The sequence below is a fragment of the Mucilaginibacter pocheonensis genome (genome assembly GCF_031456535.1).
Taxonomy (GTDB): domain Bacteria; phylum Bacteroidota; class Bacteroidia; order Sphingobacteriales; family Sphingobacteriaceae; genus Mucilaginibacter; species Mucilaginibacter pocheonensis.
Genome location: NZ_JAVDUU010000003.1, coordinates 147,833 through 174,169 on the forward strand (window position 1 = coordinate 147,833; position 26,337 = coordinate 174,169).

Below are 26,337 nucleotides of genomic sequence, written 5' to 3' on the forward strand. Positions count from 1 at the left end.
TAAAATTACCTGCCTCTCGCAGGCAGGTAATTTTCAACTTTCAAACTTAATTAATCAACGTAGCCCAAAACACCCATTTCTGGTATGTCCAATCCGGCAACTTCGTCTTCCGCTTTTACCCTTATTGGGGTAATTTTATTTGATACCTTGAAGAAGATATACATCACTATGAATACAAATACGCCGCAGGTAAGCGTACCTACGCATTGCGCGCCAAATTGACTGGCATCACCATAAAACAAACCTTTTACCGGGCCTGCGACACCATTCCAGCCATCACCGTAAGAACCATCGGCAAATAAGCCTAATGACAGTACACCCCAGGCTCCATTTACACCATGGACTGCAAAAGCACCTACAGGATCATCGATCCTGAATTTATTATCCATTAAATGAATGGTTAAAACTACCAGGCAACCTGCTATTGCGCCGATAATAACCGATGATATCGAGTTTACAAAAGCGCAAGGAGCTGTAATCGCCACTAAGCCAGCCAGCATGCCGTTGGCCAGCATGCCAGGATCGGGTTTCTTTTTCTGTATATAAAGAAGTGCCAATACGGCAAGCGTTCCGGCGGTGCCGGCCATCATGGTATTCACTGCAACAATGCTGATACGGAAATCCCCACCGGCTAATGTTGAACCAGGGTTGAAACCAAACCAACCCAAAGCCAGGATGAAGGTGCCCAGTAAAGCCATCGGTATATTGTGACCGGGAATAGTATTAGCAGTACCGTGTGCATTGAATTTACCAATACGCGGCCCAATAATGATAGCACCGGCAAGTGCAGCAACACCACCTACCATGTGTACAACTGATGAGCCAGCAAAATCAACCATGCCATGACCTAAATGGAAGTTAGCTCCTAACTGAGACAACCAGCCGCCGCCCCATACCCAGTTGCCATATAGAGGGTATACGAACATGGAGATGAATAGACCGAAGATGAGGAATGATTTAAATGACCATCTTTCAGCCATTGAGCCTGTAGGGATGGTGGCGGTAGTATCCATGAACACCATTTGAAACAGGAACAGTGTAAATACACCCACATCATACACTTTGCTGTTCAGGAAAAAGCCTACAGAACCGGCAATTCCAAAATCATGACCAAACATATGTATAATGACCTCATGGCTGACTACACCAGGTGCACCACCTAAAGTTGCCGCGTTTAAAGCACCGCCGAACATAAAGGCGAAGCCGCAGATCCAGAAACCAAACATACCCAATGCATAAACTAAAAAGTTCATCCCCATGGTGTGAGCTACGTTTTTCTTTTGCGTAAAACCAGTTTCAACCAAAGCGAAACCGGCTTGCATGAACATCACCAGGAAACCAGCAATAAGTGTCCACATAATGTTGATGGCGATTTTGTTGTGACCAACGGCGTCCCCAAGTTCAGCGGCAGTAGGTGCACCGGGTTTGGCCGCGGTGACATCAGTGATGGTACCGGTTTTTCCACCGGTAGCATCCTGGGCAAACGAGCGAACCGGCTCTATTAAAACAAAAGCAACGAGTAGGATCATACCTAAGACCAGGTATGCCGGGATTTTTTTTTGTAGAATTTTAATTTTCATGTGTTAAAAGGGTTAGTTTGATTGACTTATATGTAAATTTTAAGCTTTTTTTAATTTTAAATCGAAATAAAAGCATTCTAGTGCCGTTCTTTAACGCTTTATAAATGACTTATGCTAAAAATACATATTAATGAATCATTAGAACCTTAGAAAAACCTTAGAATTTAAATTCGACATGATTTTAGCGGCCGTTTATAAATAGATTTATATTAATAAAGCAGAATTTTAGTTATTTTTTTTATGTTTTTCCATTTTTAAATAATAAAAAACTAACAATTAATAAAAAAACCAATCCATTAGATAATGTTTTTCTGAAAAAGCTTTAAAGATTCACTAATATGGCCTTGACAATTATAAAAATCATACTGTTCCTTTGTTTTGTTTCTTTACCGCTTCTTCCGTTGAAAAAACGCAAACGTGAAGGAAACGCCGGCAAGCAGTCAGTTGAATTCTATTCTAAATACAGTGTCAGCGAGGATGGTTATATTGTTTCGAACGAAGAAGAGAAAAAAGAAATTTAGTAGTGATGTGCTGAGCATTGACAAGGGGTTACAGCAAGTCGCTTGGTTGAAGGATCAGCTAACCCCGTAAATTATAGGAGATCGCAATAACTTATGGTTATTAGCATCCAGGACGATTTTTCGATCAGAGAACCGCACAAATAAAATCGACTGAGGCTCTGCGTTACAATTACAAAGTCAATGTAAAGATAAAATCTTGGTATTGCTCCCCAATAGGTACTTCTCGAACCATTTTACGGATGATATAAAGCGACTCGCAAATTTAATTTAGATGTTAAATGTTCCATGTTCATTGTTGGTTCAAGTCTTGTTCGGGCTGCAAATAGTCCTTGGCATGACCAACAATTTTTTGTTGATCAAACTCCCGGCTTCGTCGTTTGAAGTTAAAGCTGGTATCATAACAAAGCTCCGTCAGCGAGTGATCCGGGCTTTATTATTTCAGCTATTTCAGTTGTGTTTAGATATGACAAGGATGATGAGTGGTCCGCAAAATTTTTGCAAACCTGGCAAATAATAATACATATATTTGCCTCAAGGCATTGGTGTTCAAAAAATTAAATTCGGTTGCCATGAAACACTACGCCCTTTATCTGCTATTTTTTTCTCTCTATTTGCAGATCAAAAAATATCCGCGCAAATCAAAGAAATAAAATCCTCCGCTGACTTACCCGTGGCAAGTTTCAGTGTAACAAATTTGGCGGCAAGTGATTCGGCTTCCGTAGGGCCTCAACCAGGACTATTACCGGGAACTTGGTTACAAATATATGTGCCAGAAAAAGTACCTTTTATAAAACCTTAATATGATGAATAAACAACTTTGTGGATTAGAATTTAAGATTGAGAATGTAGATCAGATTCTTAATATGGGCGGTCCATGGATCTGCTCTTTATATCTGGGAGATACTTTAATTTCAGACAATTGTATTGTTGATAGCTTTTTAGAAGATGACGCTTGTCAAAAAATTTATTTCATTAAATATCATCGCATTTCAAAGTGGAAAGCAGATAATTTCTTTACTTTAAATTACATCTCGATTAATGATAAGGCGATTTATCAATCAAAACGAACGTTTGAAATGCTTTATCTAAAACGATTCTTGGATCAGGAAAACATCGAAGTATTCTATGCATTTCATGACAAAAACAAAGAAACGAGAGATGTTTTCACTATTTCTGAACAACAATTTGTTTGCGTATGAAAACACTGGATGAACTTAATTTCCTAAAAGTTGCAGTGAACTATAAAAGGCAAAAAAATAAATTTATCAACCCAAGTGTGCAGTATGGCTCTCCATTTGTTTGATATCGCGAATCAAGTATTAGCTCAATTCAACTAACCATATCATGAAAAAGAAGACATTTACACTCGCTTTATTCTTATGCGCTTTTGCCATTTTTATCGTAGCGCATGCTGATCTTTCTGGAAAATGGGCGGGCAAGCTAATTGCTGCCGATGGTACCAAATACCCATTGCTATACAATCTTTCACTTGTTGGTGATTCGATCATCGGTACCGTCAAAAGTCCGCATGGCGAGTTTCCGATAGAAGATGGGAAGCTTGATATAGCAGGGTTTCACTTTAAGCTAACTGTTAATGGCTTAGACATTCCGCATAGTGGCAAGTTTTATGGAGATTCGGTTGGGATGGACATTAGTCTTACTGGTTCTGGAGTGCGTACGACGCTCGTTAGTGCCGCGCTAATATAAAACAAACAAACTATTAGTATTGCGGAAACCATTCCGAAGACTGAAGACGCAATACCTAGCAGTTGTTACAGGCGAAGCAATCCAGTTAGGTATACCAGGAGGTGACATTGGAAAAGCTGGTGATGTTGCTAAAATGGGTGAAGCTGCAAAACTTGGAGAGGTTGCGAAAGTTGCCGAAGGAGTATCGACAGAGAGTAAAGTATTCCGAGTATTTGGTGGGATGCAAGAGCAGACGGCTTTTCTTGGACCCAAAGCAATCCCAGTAGCGTAGATAACTTTAGAGAGGCTGCGGGTCTTCCATCTGGAGGTGCAAGTGGCGCAACGAGTACAGGCCAATTTGTGATAGAAGGACTTGTGGATCCTAGTAAGATTATCGAAAAAAGGCTAGCTCAACCATTAGATGGCCATAAAGGAGGGGGTATCCCAGAATACATTATCAATCCAAAGGACGTAAAGAAAACAAGAGTATCAGGTGCAAATCCCGCATTTTAATTATGGAAAAGAAATATTTAGGAATGACAGTGAATGAACGCTTATATGTAAGTGGTTTGATCGACGCTTTTTATGAAGCAATTGAAAGAAAAGATGTAAACAAAGTTATATCTATCCTTAAAGAAGTTGAACTCAATGATGCATCGATTGACCCTATTTTAGAATTTAATGGATTAAAGAGGAAGTAGTAATCGTATTACTAAGAGCTCGAAGTAATACGATTACACAAAGCGTTAAGCTTCATTGAGTTAAAAAGTACAGCCACAGCGTTGGGCTTTACTTTTTACAAGCTATCCTTTGCATGATGTACAGGAAGTGACCCAAGAATACCTGAAACATCCCGAGCCTTACATTAAGAATAAATAAAAGTATTAATAACCATGCCCCTTAACCGGGGCTTTGTTGTTTAATGGGCATAAGCTTTTTTAGCTTAAAATCACGGATGAGGGCATTCACAACCATAAAGACTTGTTTTCTGTCTTCATCAGGCAGGGCGGTCACTTCCCGGATGCGATTAAGGGTAGAACTGTCCAGTTCCATATCCGTTTTGCCAACAAGGTAATCCAATGAAACATCCCGAGCATCCGCCATACGGATAACCACCTCGATAGAGGGCCTAACCCACTGTCCGTAGAGTTTCAGCGCTGTCCGAATGCCTCCGACTTCGGACTGTTATGCTTAACAAAGTAGTAATAACCAAGCCCCGCCAATACAAAGCTGGGCTTGGTTATTTGTAGGTTTCTGTTGAATACAGTCATTTCTTGACTATATCAAATAATCTTTACTTTCCGAGACAATTACTGAATGGATATTCCTACCAATGCGGAATATATAAATTAGGCCTGACTCAATCTTCAATATGAAAACAGCATGATCGCTTTTATCCGGACAGAGGAAGGCCGGGCATTGCCGAACGGCCCGGCGGCGTGCGTTAACGGAACATTGGGGAACAGCGGATAAGCTTGACAGTTTCGGGACCACCGGGACACCTAACCTTTAGCGCTTTATTTCAAGTTTTTAGGAAACGAAAGCAAATTGGCGAAGAGGAGGCAAGTACTATTGTTTATCCACGCTGAGCAGTATTCTGAAGCACGCTTGTCAACGCCTCGGGAATATCCAATTATCATTAACGTTCAATTAATATTTTATCTTAGCGGGAACTTCGATAACAAAATTAGTTCTTGTATAAACTGGTTCGAACCAACTACGTCAAGGAGTACTGTTCTAAATTTAGCTAATTAAGGTATTAACCGTACTTCGAAATGTTCGAAGTACGGTTTTTTTATGTCAAATCGGCTTTCTAAGTCATATCAGCTATATTCAAAGTATTCCTGCTAAAGGCTTTTACAATTTTTGGGGGGATTAGCAGATTATGTTTGAACAGTCTTGTAAAATGCTGCTGATATTTAAATCCTAATTCGCCAGCAATCTGATTAGTTTTGCCCGGATCAAAAATCTTTTCTTTTCTGCATCAATCAGTTAAATTGGAGATACTGGATTTATATTTTGGCATCCAAGATATTTTCCAGCCCCCAAGTTGCAATATCGATTAATATTGGTTTTAAGCTTCGCCCCAGGTCTGTTAAGGAATACTCTACACGCGGAGGGATTTCGTTGAATTTCTTTCGGTTGATCAGACCATCAGCTTCTAATTCCTCAACTGTTCGGTCAGCACTTTTCTGGAAAAGGATGGCATCCTTGCAGCTATTTCGCCAAATCTTTTGGTATGGTCTAAAAGCATATAAATGATGATCGATTTCCATCGTCCCCCAATCAACGCGATCGTTGTGGTGAAAGGACAGAGGCTATCTTCTATTTTGTTGTTCAAATCTCATTTCAGATTAATTTTACAGAGCAAATGTCCTGTAAGTTGGTCAAATTGACAAGGGCATTGGCGCAAAACACGCGATTATGCAGAATAATTATTATCTCACCCTCTATTACAATTCGGAAAAATCCTAAAATTCTTACTTTATAGAGGTCGGCAAAAACTGAATTAACAGCACTTACTAACGTCCCTTTGTAAAATGGTTAAGGATGTAATCAGAAATCCTATAACTACATTTACATTATGAAAATAGACGCAATTAGAATCAAAACATTGGCAAACGGCGAGCGTATTGGAAAACTGATCTCAACCGAATATGAAAGTAGCCTGATGTCTGAGATTACAGATTCTGAAAGACACTTTGAAGATAGTGTCATTTATGCCGTATTGAGCAAAGATGTTGAATTGGTAGAAGTTGATATTCTTGATGGTGCAGATTACCAATTAAGCTTGTTCCAACAAGTTTACGTCGCAGCATCATTTGTATCGGAAGGACAGGCAACACCTACGGTTAGCAGTAAAGCGTGCTACAGATACATTAACACTTTAATTTAATTCAGGGAAATAGAAATTCTGTTGTTTATACAGATAGTATAAATCCCGAATTGATAAACTCAAATGTCCTTATAGCGAATTTTATTTCCCATATACAGCAGGATTAATTAAGTCCATGTGTGTAATTAGTCCCTTGCTTATCAGCATATTTCATATATGGTATGCAACAAGTGTAAGTCATCAGGAAAACGATAAAACGCAGCAATAATAACAGAAGGAATTATGTAGATTACGTATTAGCAATTTATATTATTTTCGTTTGAAACAAAGAATATCTGTAGCTATAGTTATTCTGCCCCCGGATGCCTATTTAATATTGAATACCTTTTTCAGATTCGATTTCTTGAATTGTTTAAAGAAAGAGTCAACCTTTAACTGGCAATATATCATAAAGGATGTTCGAACCACGCGAAAATTCTTTGATTCGGCATGTGAAAATAATTTCTCCATGAGATTTTCTTTATAAATATCAGCCTCAACAGGTGTAAAATACGACTTAGATACATTTTTTATTGTAAACAGATTGATACAATCAGTGGCAGGTATTTGTTGATCAGGAGCAGCCTCACCAAGCCACGCTTCATAATAATATCTAAAATCAGAGATTTCGGGTGCTGTACAACTTGCTAAATAGTTGCCTTTGGCATACCAGAAATTATACCATATCCACCCACGTTCAGATGAAAATAAACCCATCTTATTTTTTCCTTCCTTATTAAGCAACTGTATGTTTTTACGCCAATTTTCAAATGTTTTGGTAAATAGCATCATTTCCTGAAGAGATCGTGAATGCAAATTATGTGTCATTCCCTTACTATGAAAGTAAATGAAATTATTATTTGGATATTGTATTGCTAAGTCATGCAATAATTTAATTGCAGGATACTCAAATTGATTAATGGATGAGGTGCTGATTATGGCGGCGGGGACTATGTTGGTAATGAGGGTTTTTATTTCTTCCGTATAATTATTCCTGTCAGTAACATGAACATACAAATCGGCCTCTGATAATATGCCATAGCTTTTCAATTGGTATAATTGCCCTGAAACTATGCCACGCCAATTCGAATTTGGACTTGTATATATATAATAAACAATCTTTATGCTATTAACTTTCTTTAGCAAATCGAGTTTGATATTCTCAATATATTCGTCTTCTGCTATATTAAACACCTGATCATTGACAGATATCTGCAAGTAGTTTCTTTCGTTGTTGCCAACCGTGCCAAACAGCGTATCAAAATTAGTGTCTTTTGGAATTTCAATTGTATTACCCTTCAGGAACTCGTCAATTTTTCCTGTAACATTGATAGTCTCAATCGGCAACATATCAATATTAAATCTTCCATATATGGCGGTCATCTCCTTAAAAATAGCTTACTATATATTATAAATTACTGCAATATTAGCAAAAACATTATATATTCTTGTAGAATTTGACCTCATTCCTAATTTCTGTTTCGTTAATAAATAAGATGTCATATCTTCAAGAACTCAATGTCCGAAATTATTAAAACGATAAGTATAAGTGAGCAGAAAATATCGTTTTATGGGTTGATACTGTGTATCGTTTATGGTATTTTCTGAAGCGAAATGTATCGAATTTATGCTTTGGTTTAGCAAATCGTAGCAGGTAATCCTCAATTCACCCTTATCTTTTTTCTGTATATGTCTTGCAACGGAAAGACTTACTAAATTTGAATATCGTCGGAAACCCGATGCCACCAACGGATTAAAGGAATAAGCATCATTTATACCCCAGGTATATTTTTGCGGCAAAAAAACGTTTAAAGATAATAACGCTCTTTGCATTGTATATCCTGAATTTTTTAAATTCACCAATTGATATCTAGTTATTGAATAATTTACATTGTATCCGGACCTTATTTCTAACATATCATTCCAATTTACCTTAAGTTCTTCTGTAGCACTAATTGCTGTCGTGTTTTGATAACCATCATTCCCATTTACATTAAATAAATTGTGTCCAGCTACCACATTGGCACCGGTAGTTGCATTTATTTGCCATTTGTTTATCTTTTTAAAGTTTTTGCCAACAAAAAAGTTAAAATTAATGCTAAACCTACCATTACGGTTTACCGGTGTACTCACTTCTAAACCTTCAGCACTAACCATTCGCTTTTTTATAATAGTGTTCGACTCAACAGTAATATTTGATGACATATTCAAAGATATCTGACTTTGTGAGTTGTAATCATAATAATTAACACCCCAATGGTGAACGCTGGTGGGTTTAAGATTCGGATTGCCGACAAAAGTGTACAGCGGACTATAAACAATGGATATTGGCCGCAAATCGTCAATAGCGGCTTGCATTATTTCTTTTCCATAGTTAAAGGCAATCCTATTTAAACGGAGTTCCACAGAAGGTAAGAGATAAAAAAGGTATTGGTTTAAATCGGCCATATAACTGCTAAAATGATTATTTATTTGTTGCCATTGGGCCGACAAACCGACTTTTAGAGAATTTTTCGGGGAAAACAGCCAGGTAAAGTCAGCGCTTATAAATTGTTGCCAGTTATCCCTGAAAAGGTTACTGCTTTGATCCTGTAGAAAAATGGTATACAATCCCGTTTTGAAATTTTGGTCATAAGTAAGTAAATCACCGGCATTACGCTCGTGCGTGCCTGAAATTGCAATATTAGTTGATAGTTCTTTATTAATCGGATAATATAATCCAACGGTAAGGGCTTCGCTATTATTGATATTGGTTGTCTTAGCTAACCGGTGCAAAGTATCGGACTGGAGCGTCGCAACGTAGGATATCAAATCATTCGTAGTAAAATTATGCCCGTTTTGCGGATGAATATTGATCACATTGGAAATGCTGACCGAGGCATATTTTTTACGCAGTTTATGGTAATAGCTTAAATCATGATGGAATTGAACATCGCTGCCGCTTCCATAATCAGTGCTGCTATTATTGTTAAGTAATAAAAGAAAGTTATTTGTACTTACGCCGGCAGCGCTATTATTGTGGGTTGTGTAATTATACGCAAATATTGGCTCGTATTTAATTATGGAAGTGGAATCGGGATCCCATTCTACCCTTAATGCAAGACTCTGGGAATTTTGCGCCTGGTGTTGCACATTCACAGATTTAGTATTCAAAGTGGCATCCCCGATAAACTGCTGCAAATATCCTGTCGAATTGTTATCAGTTACTTGTTTCAAATACTGGTAGTCGCCGTTGATCTTAAGGGTTTTGCCAAAGCTGTTATCAAAATGAAATGTGCCAGTTGTTGATTTTACTTTACTTGACTGCCCGCCGTAAATGTTACTTGTTTGATTATCGTCGCTAAATATGCCAGTACCGCTTAAATTATTGCTGTTGGCATTAACAGCGATCTGCAGCTTTTTCTCAAATAAGCCGTAAAAAACGTTTGCATCGTACCGTTCCTGGCTACCACCAGCCGCTATAAATTTACTTAATGAACCTTTGGCAAAGGCCTTTTTAAATTTAAGATTAATTATTTTTTTTGTCTCATAATCGGAAACCAGACGGTCGGGATCTTTTTCGTGATCATCGTAAACCTGTATTTTGGCTATCATATCTGCCTCGAGGTTTCTTGTAGCTATTTTAGGATCTATTGCAAAAAAATCTTTACCGTCAACCTTTATTTTAGAAATTTCTTTACCATTTATGGTTATACGCCCGTCATGGTACACCTGCACCCCAGGTAATTTTTTAAGCAAGTCTTCAACTACCGCATTGGGACGCGTTTTAAAAGCTTCTGCATCAAACTCAATTGTGTCTTTTTTTATAATCACTGGGATACCTTCACCCCTTACAATTACTTCTTGCAGTATTCTTTCATTGAGGTATAGTTGGCCAAGGTCTATAACTTCATTTTTTTTTAAATCAATGTTCACATGCAAACTGCGGTATCCTACGTGTGATATGAGTAGAACTAAGGGTTCCTCTTTTAAATTACGTAGTGTGAAGACTCCGTTTATATCGGTGGTGGTATAGGAAACCAACGTTGTATCTTTTAAACGCAGAATAGATACTGTTGCAAGCGGTATTGGCTGTCTATTTAAAGAATCAACTACAACTGCTTTTATAGTTGCATGGTTTTGGGCATAAACATTTGTTACTGTTATACACCAAACACAAAACACAAAAATAAAACGCATTAAATCATATGAGGTTAAAATACTAATGCAAAAAATTCAATCGGGACAGCTTAAAGCCGGATCAATAATTAAGATTCGCTGGCCAAAAATATTCCTCTAACAAGCAATAGTTCATTTCAAACCCGGAAGTTTACTTTTTAAAATACGGTCTTTTTGCAGTATGCCACTACAAGCCGTTTTTATTTGTAATATTTTAAGCCTTTCTAATTAGATTTATTAACACCAAAAGCAGTCTGAGGTTAGACTGCTTTTTAGTGTTAATTAAAATAAGCTAATTTAATATTACCAATGAGTAACCGTCAGTAGTAATATTTAAATATATTAATAAAGTATGGGACTTCCAATGGTATACCCTGAAAGGCTCGTTACATTCTCAGCGATATTAAGATTAAAGTTATATTGATGTGCAATATCTATGGAAGATATCCATCGGAGTAATGTCCCTTCTCTAAGGTAGACTCTTTGATTCGGTGTATATCTAACAAATCCACTGACTTGAGAAACGGGAGTCTCCCTTGTATACGTGGATAGTACCCGGGGAAGGACATCCTTAATATAGTCATGCGCATTGACAAACAGCCCATTAAGCGTCTCAATTGTTTGTATATACCGTAATTTTCCTTCAAAGACTATAAAAATTTCACCAGTGTCTTGATTTCTTAAAAAGACCCCGTCGTATCTATACGGAAAATTTGGATCATATTGATATAGATAAGTTTGACTGAAGCCTGCTACAGAAATAAAAAGGAAGGAAAGTAAAAAAAGGGTTTTTTTCATTTTTTTAAGGTTTAAGTTTTATTTTTAATTACTGTTGCAAGTATAAGGAAATATCTTTTATCGCTTATTAAATATTTGTGAAATATTTAATAAAAAAAGAAGTCGTGAAGTAGATCGTCCAAGACAGCTATGACAATATATCGATAATTGAGATAGCAAGATACTGCAATGTAAAATCACTAAGCGGTTGCTTGCATATATTGAGCCTATCAAGGGCTAATTGAAAGCCTTTGACAGGTCGCCAAGAGGGAAATGAACAATATTTATTAGGTAATGTGAAAGGATTGTCCATTGACAAATCGTTCGAATACAGTAGTAGCTGGTTCTTTATCTCAGTTAACAGTAAGTTTAATTCGAGTGAATTCTCGAACAGACGAACTGCTGACAGGCAGCACTAAAGGCAAGGTGGAGATTGAGAAAATGTGGAGGGTCACGAAGAATGAGGGATACCCCTTTTCGATATACTACCTTGAAACAAAGTGGCTATATGCTGACAGATCAGCTAACTTTGTGATGAGAATGAATATTTTCTTGTAATTAATCTATAAGGTTAGTATGTTAGCACAACCTAATCTAAACCTTATGCAGACCCTTACATTTATTCTTCTTCAATCTACCGGTGCACCTGAAATCATCACCATACTAATTGTATTTGGCATAGCCATTGTCATATTTCTTGTCATTAGAAGCCTCATGCTATGGTATTGGAAAGTTGATGTAGTTTTAAACAATCAAGAGGCGCAAACCTCTTTATTACAAAAACAAAATAATCTCATTCAAGAACAGAATGAATTGCTGAAGCTTTTTATTGCTAATCGATTAGCTAAAGAAACTGCTGGAAGTAATGATGAGGCGTTACCAACATAATGAAGCTCCTTAGACTAATTTGCATCGCAATTTGGATTGTCTGTAGAGATCTCGGCAAAGCACAGAGCAGAGTCCTTGATACCTTGTTCTATTTCATCGATTGGAATCCGAACTTTTAAATCAGTATCAATCCTATATGCCTCTAAACCTGCTTTAATAATTGCTGGTTTGAACGTATCTGTAAATCGTTTATCGTACTTGCCGTCGTCAAACGGTTGTATTACAAAGCATTTCTCCATGTTATGATTGGGATAATGATGATTCGCTTCATTCTTCGAATCTATGATTTCTATGTTAGGTTAGATTGCTATTAGATTTCTTTGACAACGTTGTCAATAAACTGTCTACCAAACATAGTCAACTGTATCAAACCTTTGTTGTATTTTAATGTGTTTCCCGATTGGATAATTTCTTTTTTTATATCATCTAATAAACTATCTTCGGTTAATTGATCATAAATATTGGGCGTCGCAACCCATGAGTCTAAAAGTTTCTCTAATATGCCAAGCCTGCACAAGTTATCTATGTATGATGGAACCAGATCAATTCTAATTGACATATTTCTTTGAAAACTTGTGAAACTGTAGTACTTACCAAAAAAATGAGCCATTTGGGTATTGAGAATGTAGGTCAATACAAGGATATATTTTCGTTGTAACAAAATTTTTAAGTAAGATAGCTTCATCAGTTGATATATTTTTCAAAATTTCCACATAGCCAGGATGGGCTTTATGTAACGTTTCTTTGTTCATTGATGTGGCAAGAAGATTAGCGTACAGCTCGCGTATTTCGTTATCTTCTCCCGTGTACCGTAAAGCCTCGATAGTAGGACCTGCGATTTGCAAGGGAGGGGTGATTATGTTTTCTTGTGGTACATTTTCAAGTTTTTGAACTACTCGCATATTTATCCATTCTTCAATTTTTTCATAACCCCATACAAGCCCTTTCAAGGGCACTAAAGCTATATTGACAACTTTTGCAACCGGTTTCAAGGGATTTACCTACTTGTTTCGCAGCAGGCTGTAATGCATCTTCATAAACCGGAACAGCTTTGACAAGACCTGTTACAGCTTCAATGGTTGATTTAACATTGCTTTCTTGAAATTGATCTCCGCTCATTTTAGTTTTCGTTTTATCCGTTTATTCAGTTCACTTCTAATTCAATACAACATATCGCCATTTATAACTGCTGTATATAAAAACGCCTTTGCCTTTACGGGAAGTTACTTTAGCCTTAATAAGAAATTTAGTACCTACCTCATAATCCTCTGAAAGCTCTTTAGAACATTCAACAAACATGCTAGGAAGAAAAGGATCTTGCCCTGCAACTGGTCTTATATGAACCTTGCCATGTAGACCCGCGGTACTGGTGGGTAGGAAGCTCTCCACAACAATTTCAGTATAGTCTTTACCCATTTTTACTTCATTTGTGGTTTACCGGAATCCATGAGCTTTGTATTTAAAGCTGCTTTACGAGCTTTGGCCTTTTCAGGTCGTACATAATAGAAGTCAAATAGGGATTCTAATACTTCTAAGTTCCATTCGGCTTCGTGGGGTTCTACCTCAAGTATCTCACCTGTACTTTTACTCTTGTTAGGATGAGCCGCAAAGTTTCCGATGTTTCGTATCGCATCGATGTCTTCTTCAAGGTGGGAGGGAAGCTTTTGACTATCAAGAACTGTTTGTATTTGAATAGCTAAGTCGCCCTTTTTAACTCCGGCTTTTTCTAAGAGCAGGTTTTGCAGGCATCTTCTGCTTAAAGCAGCGCTTGCTTTTGGGCTATCACTAATGACCAAACAAGCCTCTATGTAATCATCGGCAACCTGCTTAGTTACTTCGATTGGAACTGGCGGTCGATTACTTCCGTTAGGATAAATTAGTCTGGTGGAAACAATTTGACCGAGTGTATAGCCACCATAACCATTATAAGTGCAATCACCATTTACGAGATATAGCACACCCTTAAGACACTTTGGATTTGGACAGATGCAACTTTGAATGTATCAAGAACCATTCTTATCATCACTTAGTTGATTAATTTTAAACTCGGAGTGAAACTCAACTATACAATGGGGACATTTCATATGCTATCGTAATAAGGTTAATGCTAATCTACAATTTAACTTATACATTTCAAACCTGTAGAAATATTGCGAGCCGCCTGCGAATAGAGCAACCCGTCTGTGAAGGAATGGGTCAAATGATCATATATTTAAAGTGCTACTCTTCCTTATTCTCCTTTAACCACTTTCTGTTAGCCCATTTGCACATTTAAGAATTTACTTGACAGACTTTTGTTTAGGTCTTTATAGTTAGGACAGGAACTGTTTATAATTGAGGTTTGAGCGTTCCAATGCTCTTTCTTTATGGCAATACCGGCTGAGTAATTGCTTGTGTTTCGGTTAAAGGTAATCCTAAACATGATAGGATATTTACCGTCAGCTTTGGCTCTTCTTTCATCAAGAACCATTTTATATGTTATCATAAAACCATCTGTTGTGGTCATTCAGATGCGCAAACTTGTGCAAACAATGTGCAAACATTTTAAATACCAGTCAATCCCAATCATTGAGCCTAAATAAAAAAACCTCCTTAGTTTGTGCTAAGAAGGCTTTCTTAAGTGACCTGGGAGAGGCTCGAACTCTCGACCCACTGATTAAGAGTCAGTTGCTCTACCAACTGAGCTACCAAGTCATTTTTAATTTGTTGGGCTGCAAATAAACGAAATTATTTTCGAATTATATATGATTTTGGATCATTCGAAAACCTTTAATTTTTATGCTAAAGCATACAGATCCTCACGTTGTTTTTGTACAACATCGCTATTAATATATTCATCGTAGGTCATAAGTTTATCAATATAACCGCCTGGGGTAAGTTCAATAATACGATTGGCTACTGTTTCAACCAGTTCATGATCTCGTGAGGTGAAAAGGATAGTACCCCTAAAATCTTTCATGCCATTATTAAGCGCCGTGATGGATTCAAGGTCAAGGTGATTGGTAGGCTCATCAAACATCAAAACATTTGCTTGTTGCAGCATCATACGGCTAAACATGCAGCGCATTTTTTCGCCGCCGGAAAGTACATTGCTTTTTTTCAAAACTTCTTCGCCCGAGAACAGCATTCTGCCCAAAAAGCCGCGGATAAACTGATCATCTTTTTCACCGGGAGAGTACTCACGAAGCCAGTCGATCAGGTTTTCGTCTTTTCCTTTAAAATAATCCGAGTTATCAATAGGAATGTCCGCCGCATTGATAGTAATGCCCCACTTAAAACTGCCTTTAAAATCAGTATCTCTTCCGGTTAAAATATTGTATAGAGCTGTTGTTGCCAAACTGTTTTGAGACAGTATTGCAATTTTATCGCCTTTGTTTACCGTAAAGCTAATGTTGTTGAATAAAAACTCGCCATTTAATGTCTTGCTTAAATTTTCAACCTGCAGTATCTGGTCGCCGGCTTCGCGACCTTGATTGTTGAATATAATGCCGGGATATTTGCGGTTTGACGGCTGTATTTCGTCGAGATTAATTTTATCGAGGGCCTTTTTGCGGCTGGTTGCCTGTTTTGATTTGGATGCATTGGCGCTAAAGCGGCGTATAAACTCCTGCAATTCCTTAACCCTGTCTTCGGCCTTTTTATTCTGATCGGCACGCTGTTTTAAAGCCAGCTGGCTCGACTCGTACCAAAAGGTATAGTTACCGGTATAAATGGTCATTTTTGCAAAGTCAATATCCACAACGTGGGTACAAACGGTGTCAAGGAAGTGCCTGTCGTGTGATACTACCAATACAATGGCTTCATATGAGGCCAAAAAATCTTCCAGCCAGCTCACGGTATGTATATCCAGGTCATTGGTTGGCTCATCCAGTAACAGGATATCTGGTTTACCAAAAAGCGCCTGTGCTAATAACACGCGTACTTTCTGCGTATTGTCAAGCTCTTTTACCAATTTATAATGAAACTCTTCTTTTATGCCCAGGTTACTTAACAGGGTAGCAGCGTTGTTTTCGGCGTTCCAGCCATCCATTTCTGCAAAAAGGTTTTCCAGCTCACCCGCGCGTTCACCATCGGCATCACTAAAATCTTCTTTAAGGTATATGGCGTCCTTTTCTTTCATTACGGCATACATTTCCTTGTATCCCATCATTACGGTTTCAATAACCGAGAACTCATCAAACGCATAGTGGTTCTGACTTAAAACAGCCATGCGCTCGCCTGGTGTAAAGCTTACCGAACCACTTGTAGGGTCAATATCGCCGGAAAGGATCTTTAAAAATGTTGATTTGCCCGCTCCATTGGCACCAATAATACCATAGCAATTGCCTTGTGAAAACTTAAGGTTAACGTCTTCAAATAAAGTCCGCTTCCCGTAACGTAAAGATAAATTAGAAACCGTAATCATACTACACCTGTAATTTGCCGCAAAAATACGGTAAATACTTTACTTCCGGAGTATTTGGAATGATATTGTGTGGAATCAACTGGGGATTTTGGTATTAAAATAACCGCATTAATTGACACTGCCGTGTATATAATTGCCCAATCTATGGTTAACTTTAATAACAAACATTCATTTTGAGTGTTATATTACTGAAATAAACTATTTTGAAAAAATGGAACAGCCTTTGACTAAACATCTTTATAAACTATTAAATAATACCAGTCATGGGAGCATTAATTATCGCTTTGGTTATTATCAATGTTGTAATAGCCATCAACAATACACAGAAAAGGAAGGTTTATTAAAACCTGCAATAACCGGCCTTTTAACTTAGTATCGCAGTTAATTGCTGCGTTTCATAATCTGCTAATTTCTGCAGTGGACCTGAAGCGAGCATTTTCATCATCATATTAAGATCGGCATTGATCGTATAAAGGACATCAGTATGGTCGTTATCAAAAGATAACGACCATTTTAGTTCCAGGTTAAAAGGTGGCTTTGATGCCGGTGTTATCGTTATTTCCTGATCGGATATGCGGCTATCTATCTTTAAGGATAACTTACCCATATTTTGTATGTTAAAGCTGGCCTCATCAACGGTTGAAACCCACTCTTGTATATTTTCAGGCATCAGCTTTTGATGATTGTTAAAATCGGCCAAAAACCCGTAAACCTCATTTATTGGTTTATTAATGCTGGTATTGCTTGTGAAAATGGTCATTTTTTAATGGTAGGTTTCTGAATTGTAAGTTTTAAGTGCCTGTTTAAAGGAATTGAAGGCTATTTGCCCCAGTCCGCCGGATTTTCACGCCACTGTTTTAAAACAGCAACATCTTTATCAATAATGTATTGATGCTCCTCGGCATATTTAATTAATGCGCTGTAATTTGAAAGGGTTACAAAAGGGCAGTTTGCCTGTTTGAAATTTTGGGTTGCCACATCAAATCCGTAGCTGAATATGGCAGCAAGGCCTGCTACCTCATAACCAGCTGACCTCAGGGCGTCAACCGCCTGCAGGCTGCTTTTTCCGGTTGATATAAGATCCTCAATAACAACTACCCGTTTACCCGTAGTTGTTGTTATATCGCCTTCAATTAAACTCCCGGTTCCGTGGTCTTTGGGTTTTGACCGTACATAAATAAAAGGTAAGCCAAGATCCTGGGCTACCAGGGCCCCCTGGGGTATGCCTGCGGTGGCTACCCCGGCTATACAGCCAACGCTGCCAAATTTTTCATGGATAGCAGCCGCTAATTGTTGTCTGATATAGGTGCGGATAGATGGATGAGAAAGTGTTACGCGGTTGTCACAATAAATTGGTGATTTCCATCCCGACGCCCATGTAAAAGGATTGTTAGGTTGTAATTTAATTGCTTTAATTTGCAGCAGGAATTCAGCTACTTGCTGCTCGATCTCATTATTATTAAACATGGCTCAAAAATACAGAATTTATATTAACGAAAAGGTTATCCTGATAACGGAATTAGAACCTGCAAAAGTAAAAAGTTATGAAAGGCTTGATGCTGAGACCTTTGATTTGAGAATAATTTACACCTGGATATTGGCAAATCCTAAAAAGTTATTTTACATACAATGCAGTAATGCTAAAGCATTTTTAAAATCTGTTAAAAAAAACATAACACTTATTGAAGCCGCCGGCGGCTTGGTTATGAATGCGGCAGGCGATTATTTGTTTATTTACCGTAATAACAAATGGGACCTACCCAAAGGAAAGATAGAGAAAGACGAAACAATAAGGAATGCTGCAGTGCGCGAGGTTGAAGAGGAGTGCGGTATTAAAGTGAATAAATTAAAAAATAAAATTTGCAAAACATACCATGTTTATATTAACAGGGGCGAGGTGGTGCTTAAAAAAACGCATTGGTTCAATATGACCAGCAAAGGCCAGGAAAAATTAAAACCGCAAAAAGAAGAAGGTATTACAGATGTACGCTGGTTTAAAAAAGAGCATATTGAACCCATTATTGCTAATACATTCCCGTCAATAATGGATGTGCTGCATAAAGAAAAGCTGGTTACAAGTAAGCTAATGCATCTGTCGGAATAAACTGGGCAACATCGCCATGATGCCGCATAATTTCGCGCACTATGGTTGAACTTATAGATGAGTAACCGGGTTTACTTACAATAAAAATGCTCTCAATGTCGGGCATAAGGGCATGGTTCATCTGGGCTATCGCCTTTTCATACTCAAAATCTGATACCGTACGTATCCCCCTGATCATGTAGGTTGCGCCAATGCTTTTGCAAAAATTTACGGTAAGCCCTTCATACGCTACTATATGAATGCGTTCATCATGTTTAAAAACAGCCCTAAGCATTTGTTCGCGGGTTTCAATACTTAATAACCCTTGTTTACCGCTATTGGCACCTATGCCTATGTAAACCTTATCAAACAGGTCAACAGACCGTTTTACAATATCTACATGGGCTTTGGTAACCGGATCAAACGAGCCCGGGAAAAGAGCAATTTTCATAGTGAGTTGATGTTATGCTTTTCCCAAAAGTAACAATGATTTCTAATGTTTAGGCGTACGGAACGAAATAATTGGTCGCTTTTTAATGTTTAGCATTATGCTATGGATATTTGAATTGCCGGTCATGATATTAAGCTATTAATTTGAGCATATTGTAAAAGAATGATAGTTTTGGCATCCTTTATTTCGCCGGTATTAATCATCTGCAAAGATTCTGTAAACGGTAATTCTAACACTTCTATATTTTCGTGCTCTTCATCAAGACCGCCGCCATTGCTCACTTTCATGTCCTTTGTATATTCTGCTATAAAAAAATATAGTATCTCTGTTACTGATCCGGGCGACATGTAAGCTTCAAACACCTTTTTTACATTGGTAATCTGGTAGCCCGTTTCTTCTTCGGTTTCTCTCCTGATACAGTCTTCCGCATTATTCTTATCCAATAAACCGGCACAACACTCAATAAGCAGTCCGCTTGGGTTACCGTTAATATAAGTTGGCATCCTGAACTGCCTGGTTAGTATCACGGTTTTGCTATTGGTGTTGTATAAAAGTACGGTAGCGCCATTACCACGGTCATACGCTTCACGGCTAAGTTCCAGAACGGAGCCATCGCCCTGCGTAGTTTGGTAAGTGATCTTATTCAGCGTATACCAATTGTCAGACAGAATTTCCTTTTTTAAAATTTTAATATTGTTCATTTGATTGAAATTGATTGTTTATGATTACTTTTGATCAAAGTAACGGGATTGACATGAACTTTCAAAGAAGAAAACAAAAAATACTGGATAAATTAAATAATGCGGGTGAAGTTGACGTTAAGTTGCTTGCCACAGAATTAGACATTTCAGAGATCACTATCCGCCGTGATCTTAACCAGTTGGCAAGCGATGGGTTGCTTTATCGTACCCATGGGGGTGCCATGAAGATTAACCCTTTGGCCAGGCCGCATGATTTTGTAAATAAAGCTGCCCAAAACTCCATGGTAAAAGATAACATCTGCCGGGAGGCAGCAGCACATATTAACGATGGGGATATTATTTTTATGGATTGTGGCAGCACAGTTTTTCGTTTGTGCCAGTTTCTGAAAAATAAAAAGATAAAGGTTATAACTAATTCTATTCCTGTTGTTTATGAATTGCAAAATTGCGCTGTGTCATTAAACATCATTGGCGGAGAATTTGATAGCGACCGGCAGGCGGTACATGGTAAAATGGCAAATGAACACATAGCCCGATACCGTGCAGGAAAGGCCTTTTTAGGCGTAGATGGCATTTCAGCAAATGGCCTGTTTGCCAATAGCGAGCTGGAAGCTGGCATTACATCAGCCTATATTGATCAAAGTGCATATACTTTCGTATTATGTGATGACAGTAAAATAGGAAAAGAAACCTATTTGAAATTTGCTAACCTTGATAAGGTAAATGCCATTATCACCAACGCTGATGATGCTAAACTTGATTGTTTTAAAAATTCAGCCCTTACTATTTTAAAAGTGTAACGCTTAAAGCTGTTGGTCAGAAGCGTTTCTGAAAAAGGAGAACGACGAATGTCCATATTTACGTTGTTCTACAAATGCCGGGTGAGTATTCAGGTTTTGCATAGATTGATGTTCTACTATCAACAATCCACCGGGCATTAGGATATCCCGTTCAAAAACAATTTTTGAAATTTCCGGAATCTTATTCAGGTCATAAGGCGGATCGGCAAAAATGAGGTCGTATTGTTCAGTCTCCATTTGCAGATATTTAAAAACATCCTCCTTGTAAGCTTTTATTTGCTCTAATTTATGCTGGCGCGATGTATCCTTTAAGTAATTTACACAATGGATGCTCCGGTCGACAGATATTACCTGGGCGGCACCCCTCGATGCAAACTCCATAGATATGTTGCCTGTACCGCTAAACAGGTCGAGCACCTTTATATCTTCAAACTCAATTTGATTTTGCAGAATATTGAACAATGCCTCCTTGGCCAGATCAGTGGTAGGACGCACGGGAAGATTTTTGGGTGGGTTAAGCCTTAGGCCTTTTAAACTGCCTCCGATGATGCGCATAAGGATAAAGCAGCAAGTGATAATATTTTGTGTGATGCTATTTCGCCGGGTAATTCTACTATCTGCTGGCCGTTTATTTCTACCCTGCCAAAAAACTCGGCCAGGTAACCGGCGCTTTGATCTGCAGCCTCTATGTCGCCGCTTAAATAGATGTAGGTATCAACAGGCTGCAGGTTTAGTTCATTAATTGCCAAAGCGGCAAAATAAGCCAGTTCTTCGTTGTTTTGAAATTCAAATTTATTGTAAAAGCGTAACCTGCCGGTATTAAAAGCGGCAATCTCTACCTCATTTCTGTTGATGTTAAGATACAGGTTCTTATCAGCCGGATTATCGTTTGCAATGGCAGTTATCCAGCCTTTTGATGAAAATACAGTGTTTTGCAAACCAAAGTCCTCGGCCGCATTTATAATAGCTTTATCAGTTTTATAAATAATGGTATTGTCATTATCCAATGGCTGTGCAGATATTTTTTCGTTGGGTTTTACATCGAGAAAACGGGCAATATCTGTAACGTGCCCTTGATTGAACAAGCTCTGCGGAACAAGCGTAAAGCTGTTGGCTGGTAAACCGATAACCACCTGTTTGTACTTGGCCGACAAAAGATCAAGCAGTTCCTGTGGGTCACTTAATTCGTCCAATGAATGATTTTCAGCCCAGGCAATTAATTTATTTTGATCAGTAACGGCGTATGAAAATGATGTCCTATCAATCTGTATTAATAAATTATAACCGTTGGCCTCTTTAAGGCTAAAGTTATCATCATGGTAGTTATAATTGTGTTCGCTCATGCCTGTTTAAACAAAAGTAATGTTTTTTAATAGATACTATAAGTACAACTGATAAAAATGCCCAAGCAGTTAAAAACCTGTTCGGCCCAACACAAGAGATAAAAGAATATAAATTATCAAAGGGCGCAAAACAGATTTTGGATAATAATCATCGTCAGGAAAGTATTTCTTAAAGAAATACCTGGTTAGGATAATCCCGGCTATGATATTAAACCCTAAGGTTAAAGCAGTAATTTCAAGAAAGGGCATTATCTGGCTCAATGATGTTATTGGAGTTCCGGATGAAAATTTTCTTAGCGCCTCCATATCCAGTTTGATATTTAGCGACCTGATCACAAAGAATACCAGTAAATAATACATGAATAAAAAAGCCAACACCTGACTTATTACCTTTTTGTATCCGGCTACCCACAAATTAATTATAAACAATACGCCTGCATACAGGGGGCTAAACACCGAGAACCAAAATATAGCTCTTTTTGAATATATATCTACGTAATCCTCGTCTGGGTATTGGTTTTCAGCTTCCCTGTCTTTATTTTCATCAAATTCCATTGTCAAATGTAAAACTAATCTTATTTAATTAAATTACTTATCAGCATTTTTGCAGAGTGACAGACCATGATCATATTCGCAAAGCTTTTCCGCATCAGCCAACAGGGCAGCAATTGGAATTATTTAACCGGTTGCATGATTTTTTGTTGAGTGATGAAGGGGATGAGTGTTTTATTCTGAAAGGTTATGCGGGTACTGGTAAAACCACTGTATTGGGCGCTTTAGTAAAAGCATTGCGGCAATATAAATATAAAGCTGTTTTGCTGGCGCCTACAGGGCGTGCGGCTAAAGTTATAACCAACTACTCCGGGCGCAAAGCGTTTACCATACATAAGCGCATATACCGCAAAAAATCGGCTTTAAATTTAGATGACGGTTTCGCCATTACAGATAATTTGGCCAGTAATACGCTTTTTATTGTAGATGAAGCCTCTATGATATCTGACGAGCCAAATGGCTTTAACCGCTCATCGCTGTTGTACGACCTTTTAAAGTACGTATATAACACCAAAAACTGCAAGCTGGTATTAGTGGGTGATACGGCGCAGCTGCCTCCTGTAGGCTCTGAAAATAGCCCTGCGCTCAATGAACAGATCATGAAAGATAAGTTTGGGGTAACCGTTTTTAGCTATGAGCTTACTGATGTGCTGCGACAGGGAAAGGATTCTGGTATATTATTTAATGCAACCCGGATACGCGACATTATCCGCCATTCGGAAATTACCACCCCGAAGATAATTACCAAAGGTTATAAAGACGTTTTCCGGATGACAGGTGAGCGACTGGAAGAAGGGCTTAATTATGCTTACAATAAATATGGTCATGATCGTACACTCATCATCTGCCGCTCAAATAAGAATGCCAATTTATACAATGGGCAAATCAGGAACAGGATATTATACCGCGAAGAGGAACTCACGGGCGGCGACCAGATCATGGTGGTTAAGAATAATTATTTCTGGCTGCAGGATCAGGACGAAAGCAGCACCAACTTTATAGCTAACGGCGATATTGCGCGGATAAGAAAAGTACGCAGAATTGAAGATATGTATGGTTTCCGTTTTGCCGATGTACAGATAGAATTTATTGATTATGCCGAAGACCCGACTTTGGACTGCAAAATATTGCTGGATACACTTTATGCCGATTCGCCGGCCCTGTCGCAAGCCGATCAAAAACGGTTTTATGAGGAGGTAATGAAGGATTATGAGCATATGGCCAACAAAAAGGCAATGCATAATGAGTTAAAGCAAAATCCATACTATAACGCCCTGCAAATAAAGTTTGCATATGCTATCACTTGTCATAAAGCCCAGGGCGGACAATGGGATGCTGTATTTGTTGATCAGGGCTATGTTACTGAAGAAATGATCAATATGGATTTTTTACGATGGTTCTACACAGCCTTCACCCGTGCTACCACTGAACTTTTCCTGGTGAATTTTGATAACCGGTTCTATTCGGCGCCGTTAGAGGACTAAAAATCTTTCAACCTTTATCATAAATAAGCTATCTTTAAACCATAATTACGTTTACAACATATCAAAAAAGGATTGCCAAAAATCCGGCCTGATAATCAGGTTATTAAAATGCTGAGTTTTTAGCATTAGTGTTTCGCACATACTAATTTTTACATCATTTATTTTTCAGAACGGTAATGAAAATTACAAATCTATTGGCTTGGGGCATTTGCTGCATATATATATGCGTATGCCCGGCCGTTAAAGCAAATACTATTATGGATACTATATCAAATAAACAAAGAGTACTGTCATTTTATAAATTGATTGTTGGCCAGCGCAAGGCCGAGCTGATACCGGAATTTGTGCGCGAAGATTATATTCAACATAACCGTACTGCAAAACAGGGTAGGGCTGGTATTACAGCTATGATTAATTATTTAAAAACGCTGCCACCTCCATCTGTCGAAGCAAAATCGCCCATCGTCAGGGCTATACAAGAAGGCGACTTTGTAGTTACGCATCTGGATATCCAGTTTATGGGCAAGCGGATGGCTGTTATTGATTTTTTTAAACTAAAAGATGGCATGCTGGCCGAGCACTGGGATGCAATACAGGAAATGCCCGATCAAACGGGTCTCGCTGTTACAGCCATTAACGGCAATAGCGAAATTGATAAGCATGCATCGGCTGAAAATAGCAAGCATATTGTTGAAGAGTTTTATAAAGCAGTTATCAGTAAACAAGCACCTGTACTTATAAGTCAATTTATAAAGCCTGATTATATTGAGCATGACCCCGAAATAATTGGGAGTGGCAAAAGCCTGATCAATTACCTGTGTGATGGTATAGGAGGTGAAATTAAACTGCACCGGCTTATTGGCGAAGGCGGTTACGTTGCAACGCAATCAGAATTTAAAAGCGAGGGTAAGCTATTTGCGCTTTACGAGATATTCAGGGTAGAGGACAATAAAATTGCCGAGCGCTGGAGTGTGAAGCAGTCCATTCCCGAAGGGGACAGTATGTTTTAAAACAAATTCAAGCTAAACAAAAGCGGCCCAATTTAGGGCCGCTTTTGTTTTATTTCGTAATGAATTTTATACGGAGAAGCTTTCGCCGCAGCCACAAGTGCGGCTGGCGTTGGGATTATTAAAATTGAAGCCCTTACCATTAAGACCATCAGAAAAATCAAGCTCTGTGCCGGCAAGATATAGGAACGATTTCATATCAAGCGCGAAACGGATACCTTTGTCTTCAAAAAACTGATCGCCTTTTTTCTCTTCGTTATCAAAATCAAGATTATATGATAAGCCTGAGCAGCCTCCTCCCTGAACAGATACACGCAGAAAATAAGAAGCATCAAGCCCTGAATCCTGCATGAGGTGTTCTATTTTACTTTTCGCTTTATCAGTTACAGTTACCATTGTTAGTAAATTTGAGATATGAGTTTGAGACATGAGATAAACTCAATCACAAAGCATCAAATCAATTATACATATAAATCAGATGTAAGTCTCACATCTGATATCTCGCATCTAATTAATGATGTACTTTTTCGCTTTCAATTGGCGCTAAGCCGTTTTTTACGCGAAAATCATTAATTGCTGCTTTTATAGCATCCTCTGCCAAAACTGAGCAGTGTATTTTTACCGGCGGCAGGGCAAGTTCTTCAACAATGTCCATATTGTCTATCTTCATGGCATCATCAATGCTTTTACCTTTTAACCACTCTGTAGCTAATGATGATGATGCGATAGCTGAACCGCAGCCGAAAGTTTTGAATTTTGCATCGGTGATAACATTGTTATCATCAACCTGAATCTGGAGGCGCATAACGTCACCGCACTCAGGCGCACCTACTAAACCCGTACCAACTTTGTGACTGCTCTTATCTAAAGTGCCCACATTGCGGGGATTAGTATAGTGATCGATTACTTTATCTGAATATGCCATTTTTATATTTTGTTGTATGCGTTACTTTTATGTAATGCGCTGTTTTTTATTTGTTTCTTTCTCAATAAAGTATTACGTAAAACGTAACACACAATAATTTA

The 26,337-nt window shown here is 38.2% G+C and carries 32 protein-coding genes, 1 tRNA gene and 1 pseudogene; 10 read left to right on the forward strand and 24 right to left on the reverse strand.

Annotated elements, in window-relative coordinates; translation table 11 throughout:
- Nucleotides 1–50: 50 nt before the first annotated feature.
- Nucleotides 51–1,580 (reverse strand): ammonium transporter, encoded by a 1,530-nt coding sequence (locus tag J2W55_RS14015; RefSeq protein WP_310096603.1) that lies wholly within the window; start codon nt 1,578–1,580, stop codon nt 51–53.
- Between the two features lie 1,047 nt (nt 1,581–2,627).
- Here J2W55_RS14015 and J2W55_RS14020 point away from each other — a divergent pair.
- The 4 genes from J2W55_RS14020 to J2W55_RS14035 all read left to right on the forward strand — a co-directional run bounded on the left by J2W55_RS14020 (nt 2,628) and on the right by J2W55_RS14035 (nt 4,488).
- On the forward strand, nt 2,628–2,900 hold the full coding sequence (locus tag J2W55_RS14020; protein ID WP_310096604.1) for a hypothetical protein: 273 nt from the start codon (nt 2,628–2,630) through the stop codon (nt 2,898–2,900).
- 1 nt (nt 2,901) lies between these two features.
- Nucleotides 2,902–3,300, forward strand: coding sequence for a hypothetical protein (locus tag J2W55_RS14025; RefSeq protein ID WP_310096606.1), 399 nt, complete (start codon nt 2,902–2,904; stop codon nt 3,298–3,300).
- Nucleotides 3,301–3,445: 145 nt separating this feature from the next.
- Nucleotides 3,446–3,808 (forward strand): hypothetical protein, encoded by a 363-nt coding sequence (locus tag J2W55_RS14030; protein ID WP_310096608.1) that lies wholly within the window; start codon nt 3,446–3,448, stop codon nt 3,806–3,808.
- 494 nt (nt 3,809–4,302) lie between these two features.
- Nucleotides 4,303–4,488 carry a hypothetical protein gene (locus J2W55_RS14035; protein WP_310096610.1) on the forward strand — a complete coding sequence of 62 codons (186 nt, stop codon included), beginning with the start codon at nt 4,303–4,305 and terminating at the stop codon, nt 4,486–4,488.
- Between the two features lie 199 nt (nt 4,489–4,687).
- Here J2W55_RS14035 and J2W55_RS14040 read toward each other — a convergent pair whose 3' ends face one another.
- Both J2W55_RS14040 and J2W55_RS14045 read right to left on the reverse strand, forming a co-directional pair.
- Complete coding sequence (locus tag J2W55_RS14040) at nt 4,688–4,891, reverse strand: hypothetical protein (protein WP_310096612.1); 204 nt, start codon at nt 4,889–4,891, stop codon at nt 4,688–4,690.
- A gap of 908 nt (nt 4,892–5,799) precedes the next feature.
- Nucleotides 5,800–6,041: pseudogene (locus J2W55_RS14045) on the reverse strand (winged helix-turn-helix transcriptional regulator).
- Between the two features lie 330 nt (nt 6,042–6,371).
- Here J2W55_RS14045 and J2W55_RS14055 point away from each other — a divergent pair.
- Nucleotides 6,372–6,683, forward strand: coding sequence for a hypothetical protein (locus J2W55_RS14055; protein WP_310096614.1), 312 nt, complete (start codon nt 6,372–6,374; stop codon nt 6,681–6,683).
- A gap of 306 nt (nt 6,684–6,989) precedes the next feature.
- Here J2W55_RS14055 and J2W55_RS14060 read toward each other — a convergent pair whose 3' ends face one another.
- The 3 genes from J2W55_RS14060 to J2W55_RS14070 all read right to left on the reverse strand — a co-directional run bounded on the left by J2W55_RS14060 (nt 6,990) and on the right by J2W55_RS14070 (nt 11,618).
- Nucleotides 6,990–8,045 carry a hypothetical protein gene (locus tag J2W55_RS14060; protein WP_310096616.1) on the reverse strand — a complete coding sequence of 352 codons (1,056 nt, stop codon included), beginning with the start codon at nt 8,043–8,045 and terminating at the stop codon, nt 6,990–6,992.
- Nucleotides 8,046–8,177: 132 nt separating this feature from the next.
- Nucleotides 8,178–10,841 (reverse strand): outer membrane beta-barrel protein, encoded by a 2,664-nt coding sequence (locus tag J2W55_RS14065; protein ID WP_310096618.1) that lies wholly within the window; start codon nt 10,839–10,841, stop codon nt 8,178–8,180.
- A gap of 321 nt (nt 10,842–11,162) precedes the next feature.
- Nucleotides 11,163–11,618, reverse strand: a complete 456-nt coding sequence (locus J2W55_RS14070) for a hypothetical protein (protein WP_310096620.1) — start codon at nt 11,616–11,618, stop codon at nt 11,163–11,165.
- Between the two features lie 555 nt (nt 11,619–12,173).
- On the opposite strand from J2W55_RS14070, the gene J2W55_RS14075 reads away from it, so the two are divergent.
- Nucleotides 12,174–12,485: a hypothetical protein gene (locus J2W55_RS14075; protein ID WP_310096622.1), complete on the forward strand. Its 312-nt coding sequence runs from the start codon at nt 12,174–12,176 to the stop codon at nt 12,483–12,485.
- 14 nt (nt 12,486–12,499) lie between these two features.
- Here the strand turns inward: J2W55_RS14075 and J2W55_RS14080 are convergent, their stop codons facing one another.
- The 11 genes from J2W55_RS14080 to pyrE all read right to left on the reverse strand — a co-directional run bounded on the left by J2W55_RS14080 (nt 12,500) and on the right by pyrE (nt 18,357).
- Nucleotides 12,500–12,724 carry a hypothetical protein gene (locus J2W55_RS14080; protein WP_310096624.1) on the reverse strand — a complete coding sequence of 75 codons (225 nt, stop codon included), beginning with the start codon at nt 12,722–12,724 and terminating at the stop codon, nt 12,500–12,502.
- Nucleotides 12,725–12,795: 71 nt separating this feature from the next.
- The gene (locus tag J2W55_RS25770) at nt 12,796–13,170 is read right to left on the reverse strand and encodes an Abi-alpha family protein (protein WP_374726368.1); all 375 of its coding nucleotides are present in this window, start codon (nt 13,168–13,170) and stop codon (nt 12,796–12,798) included.
- A complete protein-coding gene (locus J2W55_RS14085) occupies nt 13,076–13,435 on the reverse strand; it encodes a DUF4393 domain-containing protein (protein ID WP_310096626.1) in 360 nt (119 codons plus the stop codon). Before J2W55_RS14085 ends, J2W55_RS25770 begins: the two co-directional genes overlap by 95 nt.
- Complete coding sequence (locus J2W55_RS14090) at nt 13,410–13,604, reverse strand: hypothetical protein (protein ID WP_310096628.1); 195 nt, start codon at nt 13,602–13,604, stop codon at nt 13,410–13,412. The genes J2W55_RS14085 and J2W55_RS14090 overlap by 26 nt, the downstream gene beginning before the upstream one ends.
- Nucleotides 13,605–13,640: 36 nt before the next feature.
- Complete coding sequence (locus J2W55_RS14095) at nt 13,641–13,901, reverse strand: hypothetical protein (RefSeq protein ID WP_310096630.1); 261 nt, start codon at nt 13,899–13,901, stop codon at nt 13,641–13,643.
- A 2-nt stretch (nt 13,902–13,903) separates the two neighbouring features.
- On the reverse strand, nt 13,904–14,443 hold the full coding sequence (locus J2W55_RS14100) for a DUF4145 domain-containing protein (protein WP_310096632.1): 540 nt from the start codon (nt 14,441–14,443) through the stop codon (nt 13,904–13,906).
- Between the two features lie 296 nt (nt 14,444–14,739).
- Complete coding sequence (locus J2W55_RS14105; RefSeq protein WP_310096634.1) at nt 14,740–14,970, reverse strand: Arm DNA-binding domain-containing protein; 231 nt, start codon at nt 14,968–14,970, stop codon at nt 14,740–14,742.
- Between the two features lie 136 nt (nt 14,971–15,106).
- A tRNA-Lys gene (locus J2W55_RS14110) sits at nt 15,107–15,179 on the reverse strand.
- 82 nt (nt 15,180–15,261) lie between these two features.
- Nucleotides 15,262–16,890 carry an ABC-F family ATP-binding cassette domain-containing protein gene (locus J2W55_RS14115; protein ID WP_310096636.1) on the reverse strand — a complete coding sequence of 543 codons (1,629 nt, stop codon included), beginning with the start codon at nt 16,888–16,890 and terminating at the stop codon, nt 15,262–15,264.
- Between the two features lie 364 nt (nt 16,891–17,254).
- Nucleotides 17,255–17,650, reverse strand: a complete 396-nt coding sequence (locus tag J2W55_RS14120; RefSeq protein WP_310096637.1) for an SRPBCC family protein — start codon at nt 17,648–17,650, stop codon at nt 17,255–17,257.
- A 59-nt stretch (nt 17,651–17,709) separates the two neighbouring features.
- The gene (gene pyrE / locus J2W55_RS14125) at nt 17,710–18,357 is read right to left on the reverse strand and encodes an orotate phosphoribosyltransferase (RefSeq protein ID WP_310096639.1); all 648 of its coding nucleotides are present in this window, start codon (nt 18,355–18,357) and stop codon (nt 17,710–17,712) included.
- Here pyrE and J2W55_RS14130 point away from each other — a divergent pair.
- On the forward strand, nt 18,356–18,994 hold the full coding sequence (locus tag J2W55_RS14130) for an NUDIX hydrolase (protein WP_310096641.1): 639 nt from the start codon (nt 18,356–18,358) through the stop codon (nt 18,992–18,994). The two genes, pyrE and J2W55_RS14130, sit on opposite strands and share 2 nt — an antisense overlap.
- Here J2W55_RS14130 and coaD read toward each other — a convergent pair.
- Together coaD and nudK are read right to left on the reverse strand one after the other, a co-directional pair.
- Nucleotides 18,963–19,424, reverse strand: a complete 462-nt coding sequence (gene coaD, locus J2W55_RS14135; protein ID WP_310096642.1) for a pantetheine-phosphate adenylyltransferase — start codon at nt 19,422–19,424, stop codon at nt 18,963–18,965. The genes J2W55_RS14130 and coaD overlap by 32 nt on opposite strands.
- 122 nt (nt 19,425–19,546) lie before the next feature.
- Nucleotides 19,547–20,125, reverse strand: a complete 579-nt coding sequence (nudK, locus tag J2W55_RS14140; RefSeq protein WP_310096644.1) for a GDP-mannose pyrophosphatase NudK — start codon at nt 20,123–20,125, stop codon at nt 19,547–19,549.
- A gap of 20 nt (nt 20,126–20,145) precedes the next feature.
- On the opposite strand from nudK, the gene J2W55_RS14145 reads away from it, so the two are divergent.
- Nucleotides 20,146–20,925 carry a DeoR/GlpR family DNA-binding transcription regulator gene (locus J2W55_RS14145; RefSeq protein WP_310096646.1) on the forward strand — a complete coding sequence of 260 codons (780 nt, stop codon included), beginning with the start codon at nt 20,146–20,148 and terminating at the stop codon, nt 20,923–20,925.
- A gap of 3 nt (nt 20,926–20,928) precedes the next feature.
- Here the strand turns inward: J2W55_RS14145 and rsmD are convergent, their stop codons facing one another.
- From rsmD to J2W55_RS14160, 3 genes are all read right to left on the reverse strand, one after another.
- Complete coding sequence (rsmD, locus tag J2W55_RS14150) at nt 20,929–21,480, reverse strand: 16S rRNA (guanine(966)-N(2))-methyltransferase RsmD (RefSeq protein ID WP_310096648.1); 552 nt, start codon at nt 21,478–21,480, stop codon at nt 20,929–20,931.
- Nucleotides 21,456–22,268, reverse strand: a complete 813-nt coding sequence (locus tag J2W55_RS14155) for a DUF3822 family protein (RefSeq protein ID WP_310096649.1) — start codon at nt 22,266–22,268, stop codon at nt 21,456–21,458. The genes rsmD and J2W55_RS14155 overlap by 25 nt, the downstream gene beginning before the upstream one ends.
- Nucleotides 22,269–22,337: 69 nt before the next feature.
- Nucleotides 22,338–22,823: a hypothetical protein gene (locus J2W55_RS14160; RefSeq protein WP_310096651.1), complete on the reverse strand. Its 486-nt coding sequence runs from the start codon at nt 22,821–22,823 to the stop codon at nt 22,338–22,340.
- 56 nt (nt 22,824–22,879) lie between these two features.
- On the opposite strand from J2W55_RS14160, the gene J2W55_RS14165 reads away from it, so the two are divergent.
- Nucleotides 22,880–24,304 carry an ATP-dependent DNA helicase gene (locus J2W55_RS14165; RefSeq protein WP_310096653.1) on the forward strand — a complete coding sequence of 475 codons (1,425 nt, stop codon included), beginning with the start codon at nt 22,880–22,882 and terminating at the stop codon, nt 24,302–24,304.
- 257 nt (nt 24,305–24,561) lie between these two features.
- Entirely contained in the window at nt 24,562–25,314 is a 753-nt protein-coding gene (locus J2W55_RS14170) for a nuclear transport factor 2 family protein (RefSeq protein WP_310096655.1), read from the forward strand.
- A 66-nt stretch (nt 25,315–25,380) separates the two neighbouring features.
- Here the strand turns inward: J2W55_RS14170 and J2W55_RS14175 are convergent, their stop codons facing one another.
- Nucleotides 25,381–25,707 carry a HesB/IscA family protein gene (locus J2W55_RS14175; RefSeq protein ID WP_310096657.1) on the reverse strand — a complete coding sequence of 109 codons (327 nt, stop codon included), beginning with the start codon at nt 25,705–25,707 and terminating at the stop codon, nt 25,381–25,383.
- A 115-nt stretch (nt 25,708–25,822) separates the two neighbouring features.
- Nucleotides 25,823–26,236, reverse strand: coding sequence for a Fe-S cluster assembly scaffold IscU (iscU, locus tag J2W55_RS14180; protein WP_076378185.1), 414 nt, complete (start codon nt 26,234–26,236; stop codon nt 25,823–25,825).
- Between the last annotated feature and the right edge of the window lie 101 nt (nt 26,237–26,337).

Coding starts and splice junctions, on each gene's coding strand:
- J2W55_RS14155 (WP_310096649.1), bottom strand. CDS start 22,268: ATGAGCGAACACAATTATAACTACCATGATGATAACTTTAGCCTTAAA.
- J2W55_RS14015 (WP_310096603.1), bottom strand. CDS start 1,580: ATGAAAATTAAAATTCTACAAAAAAAAATCCCGGCATACCTGGTCTTA.
- J2W55_RS14160 (WP_310096651.1), bottom strand. CDS start 22,823: ATGGAATTTGATGAAAATAAAGACAGGGAAGCTGAAAACCAATACCCA.
- rsmD (WP_310096648.1), bottom strand. CDS start 21,480: ATGCGCATCATCGGAGGCAGTTTAAAAGGCCTAAGGCTTAACCCACCC.
- J2W55_RS14075 (WP_310096622.1), top strand. CDS start 12,174: ATGTTAGCACAACCTAATCTAAACCTTATGCAGACCCTTACATTTATT.
- J2W55_RS14105 (WP_310096634.1), bottom strand. CDS start 14,970: ATGATAACATATAAAATGGTTCTTGATGAAAGAAGAGCCAAAGCTGAC.
- nudK (WP_310096644.1), bottom strand. CDS start 20,125: ATGAACAATATTAAAATTTTAAAAAAGGAAATTCTGTCTGACAATTGG.
- J2W55_RS14055 (WP_310096614.1), top strand. CDS start 6,372: ATGAAAATAGACGCAATTAGAATCAAAACATTGGCAAACGGCGAGCGT.
- J2W55_RS14090 (WP_310096628.1), bottom strand. CDS start 13,604: ATGAGCGGAGATCAATTTCAAGAAAGCAATGTTAAATCAACCATTGAA.
- J2W55_RS14095 (WP_310096630.1), bottom strand. CDS start 13,901: ATGGGTAAAGACTATACTGAAATTGTTGTGGAGAGCTTCCTACCCACC.
- J2W55_RS14065 (WP_310096618.1), bottom strand. CDS start 10,841: ATGCGTTTTATTTTTGTGTTTTGTGTTTGGTGTATAACAGTAACAAAT.
- J2W55_RS14115 (WP_310096636.1), bottom strand. CDS start 16,890: ATGATTACGGTTTCTAATTTATCTTTACGTTACGGGAAGCGGACTTTA.
- J2W55_RS14080 (WP_310096624.1), bottom strand. CDS start 12,724: ATGGAGAAATGCTTTGTAATACAACCGTTTGACGACGGCAAGTACGAT.
- J2W55_RS14170 (WP_310096655.1), top strand. CDS start 24,562: ATGGATACTATATCAAATAAACAAAGAGTACTGTCATTTTATAAATTG.
- J2W55_RS14030 (WP_310096608.1), top strand. CDS start 3,446: ATGAAAAAGAAGACATTTACACTCGCTTTATTCTTATGCGCTTTTGCC.
- J2W55_RS25770 (WP_374726368.1), bottom strand. CDS start 13,170: ATGAAGCTATCTTACTTAAAAATTTTGTTACAACGAAAATATATCCTT.
- J2W55_RS14120 (WP_310096637.1), bottom strand. CDS start 17,650: ATGACCATTTTCACAAGCAATACCAGCATTAATAAACCAATAAATGAG.
- pyrE (WP_310096639.1), bottom strand. CDS start 18,357: ATGTTTAATAATAATGAGATCGAGCAGCAAGTAGCTGAATTCCTGCTG.
- iscU (WP_076378185.1), bottom strand. CDS start 26,236: ATGGCATATTCAGATAAAGTAATCGATCACTATACTAATCCCCGCAAT.
- J2W55_RS14175 (WP_310096657.1), bottom strand. CDS start 25,707: ATGGTAACTGTAACTGATAAAGCGAAAAGTAAAATAGAACACCTCATG.
- coaD (WP_310096642.1), bottom strand. CDS start 19,424: ATGAAAATTGCTCTTTTCCCGGGCTCGTTTGATCCGGTTACCAAAGCC.
- J2W55_RS14130 (WP_310096641.1), top strand. CDS start 18,356: ATGGCTCAAAAATACAGAATTTATATTAACGAAAAGGTTATCCTGATA.
- J2W55_RS14040 (WP_310096612.1), bottom strand. CDS start 4,891: ATGGCGGATGCTCGGGATGTTTCATTGGATTACCTTGTTGGCAAAACG.
- J2W55_RS14145 (WP_310096646.1), top strand. CDS start 20,146: ATGATTACTTTTGATCAAAGTAACGGGATTGACATGAACTTTCAAAGA.
- J2W55_RS14035 (WP_310096610.1), top strand. CDS start 4,303: ATGGAAAAGAAATATTTAGGAATGACAGTGAATGAACGCTTATATGTA.
- J2W55_RS14025 (WP_310096606.1), top strand. CDS start 2,902: ATGATGAATAAACAACTTTGTGGATTAGAATTTAAGATTGAGAATGTA.
- J2W55_RS14070 (WP_310096620.1), bottom strand. CDS start 11,618: ATGAAAAAAACCCTTTTTTTACTTTCCTTCCTTTTTATTTCTGTAGCA.
- J2W55_RS14060 (WP_310096616.1), bottom strand. CDS start 8,045: ATGACCGCCATATATGGAAGATTTAATATTGATATGTTGCCGATTGAG.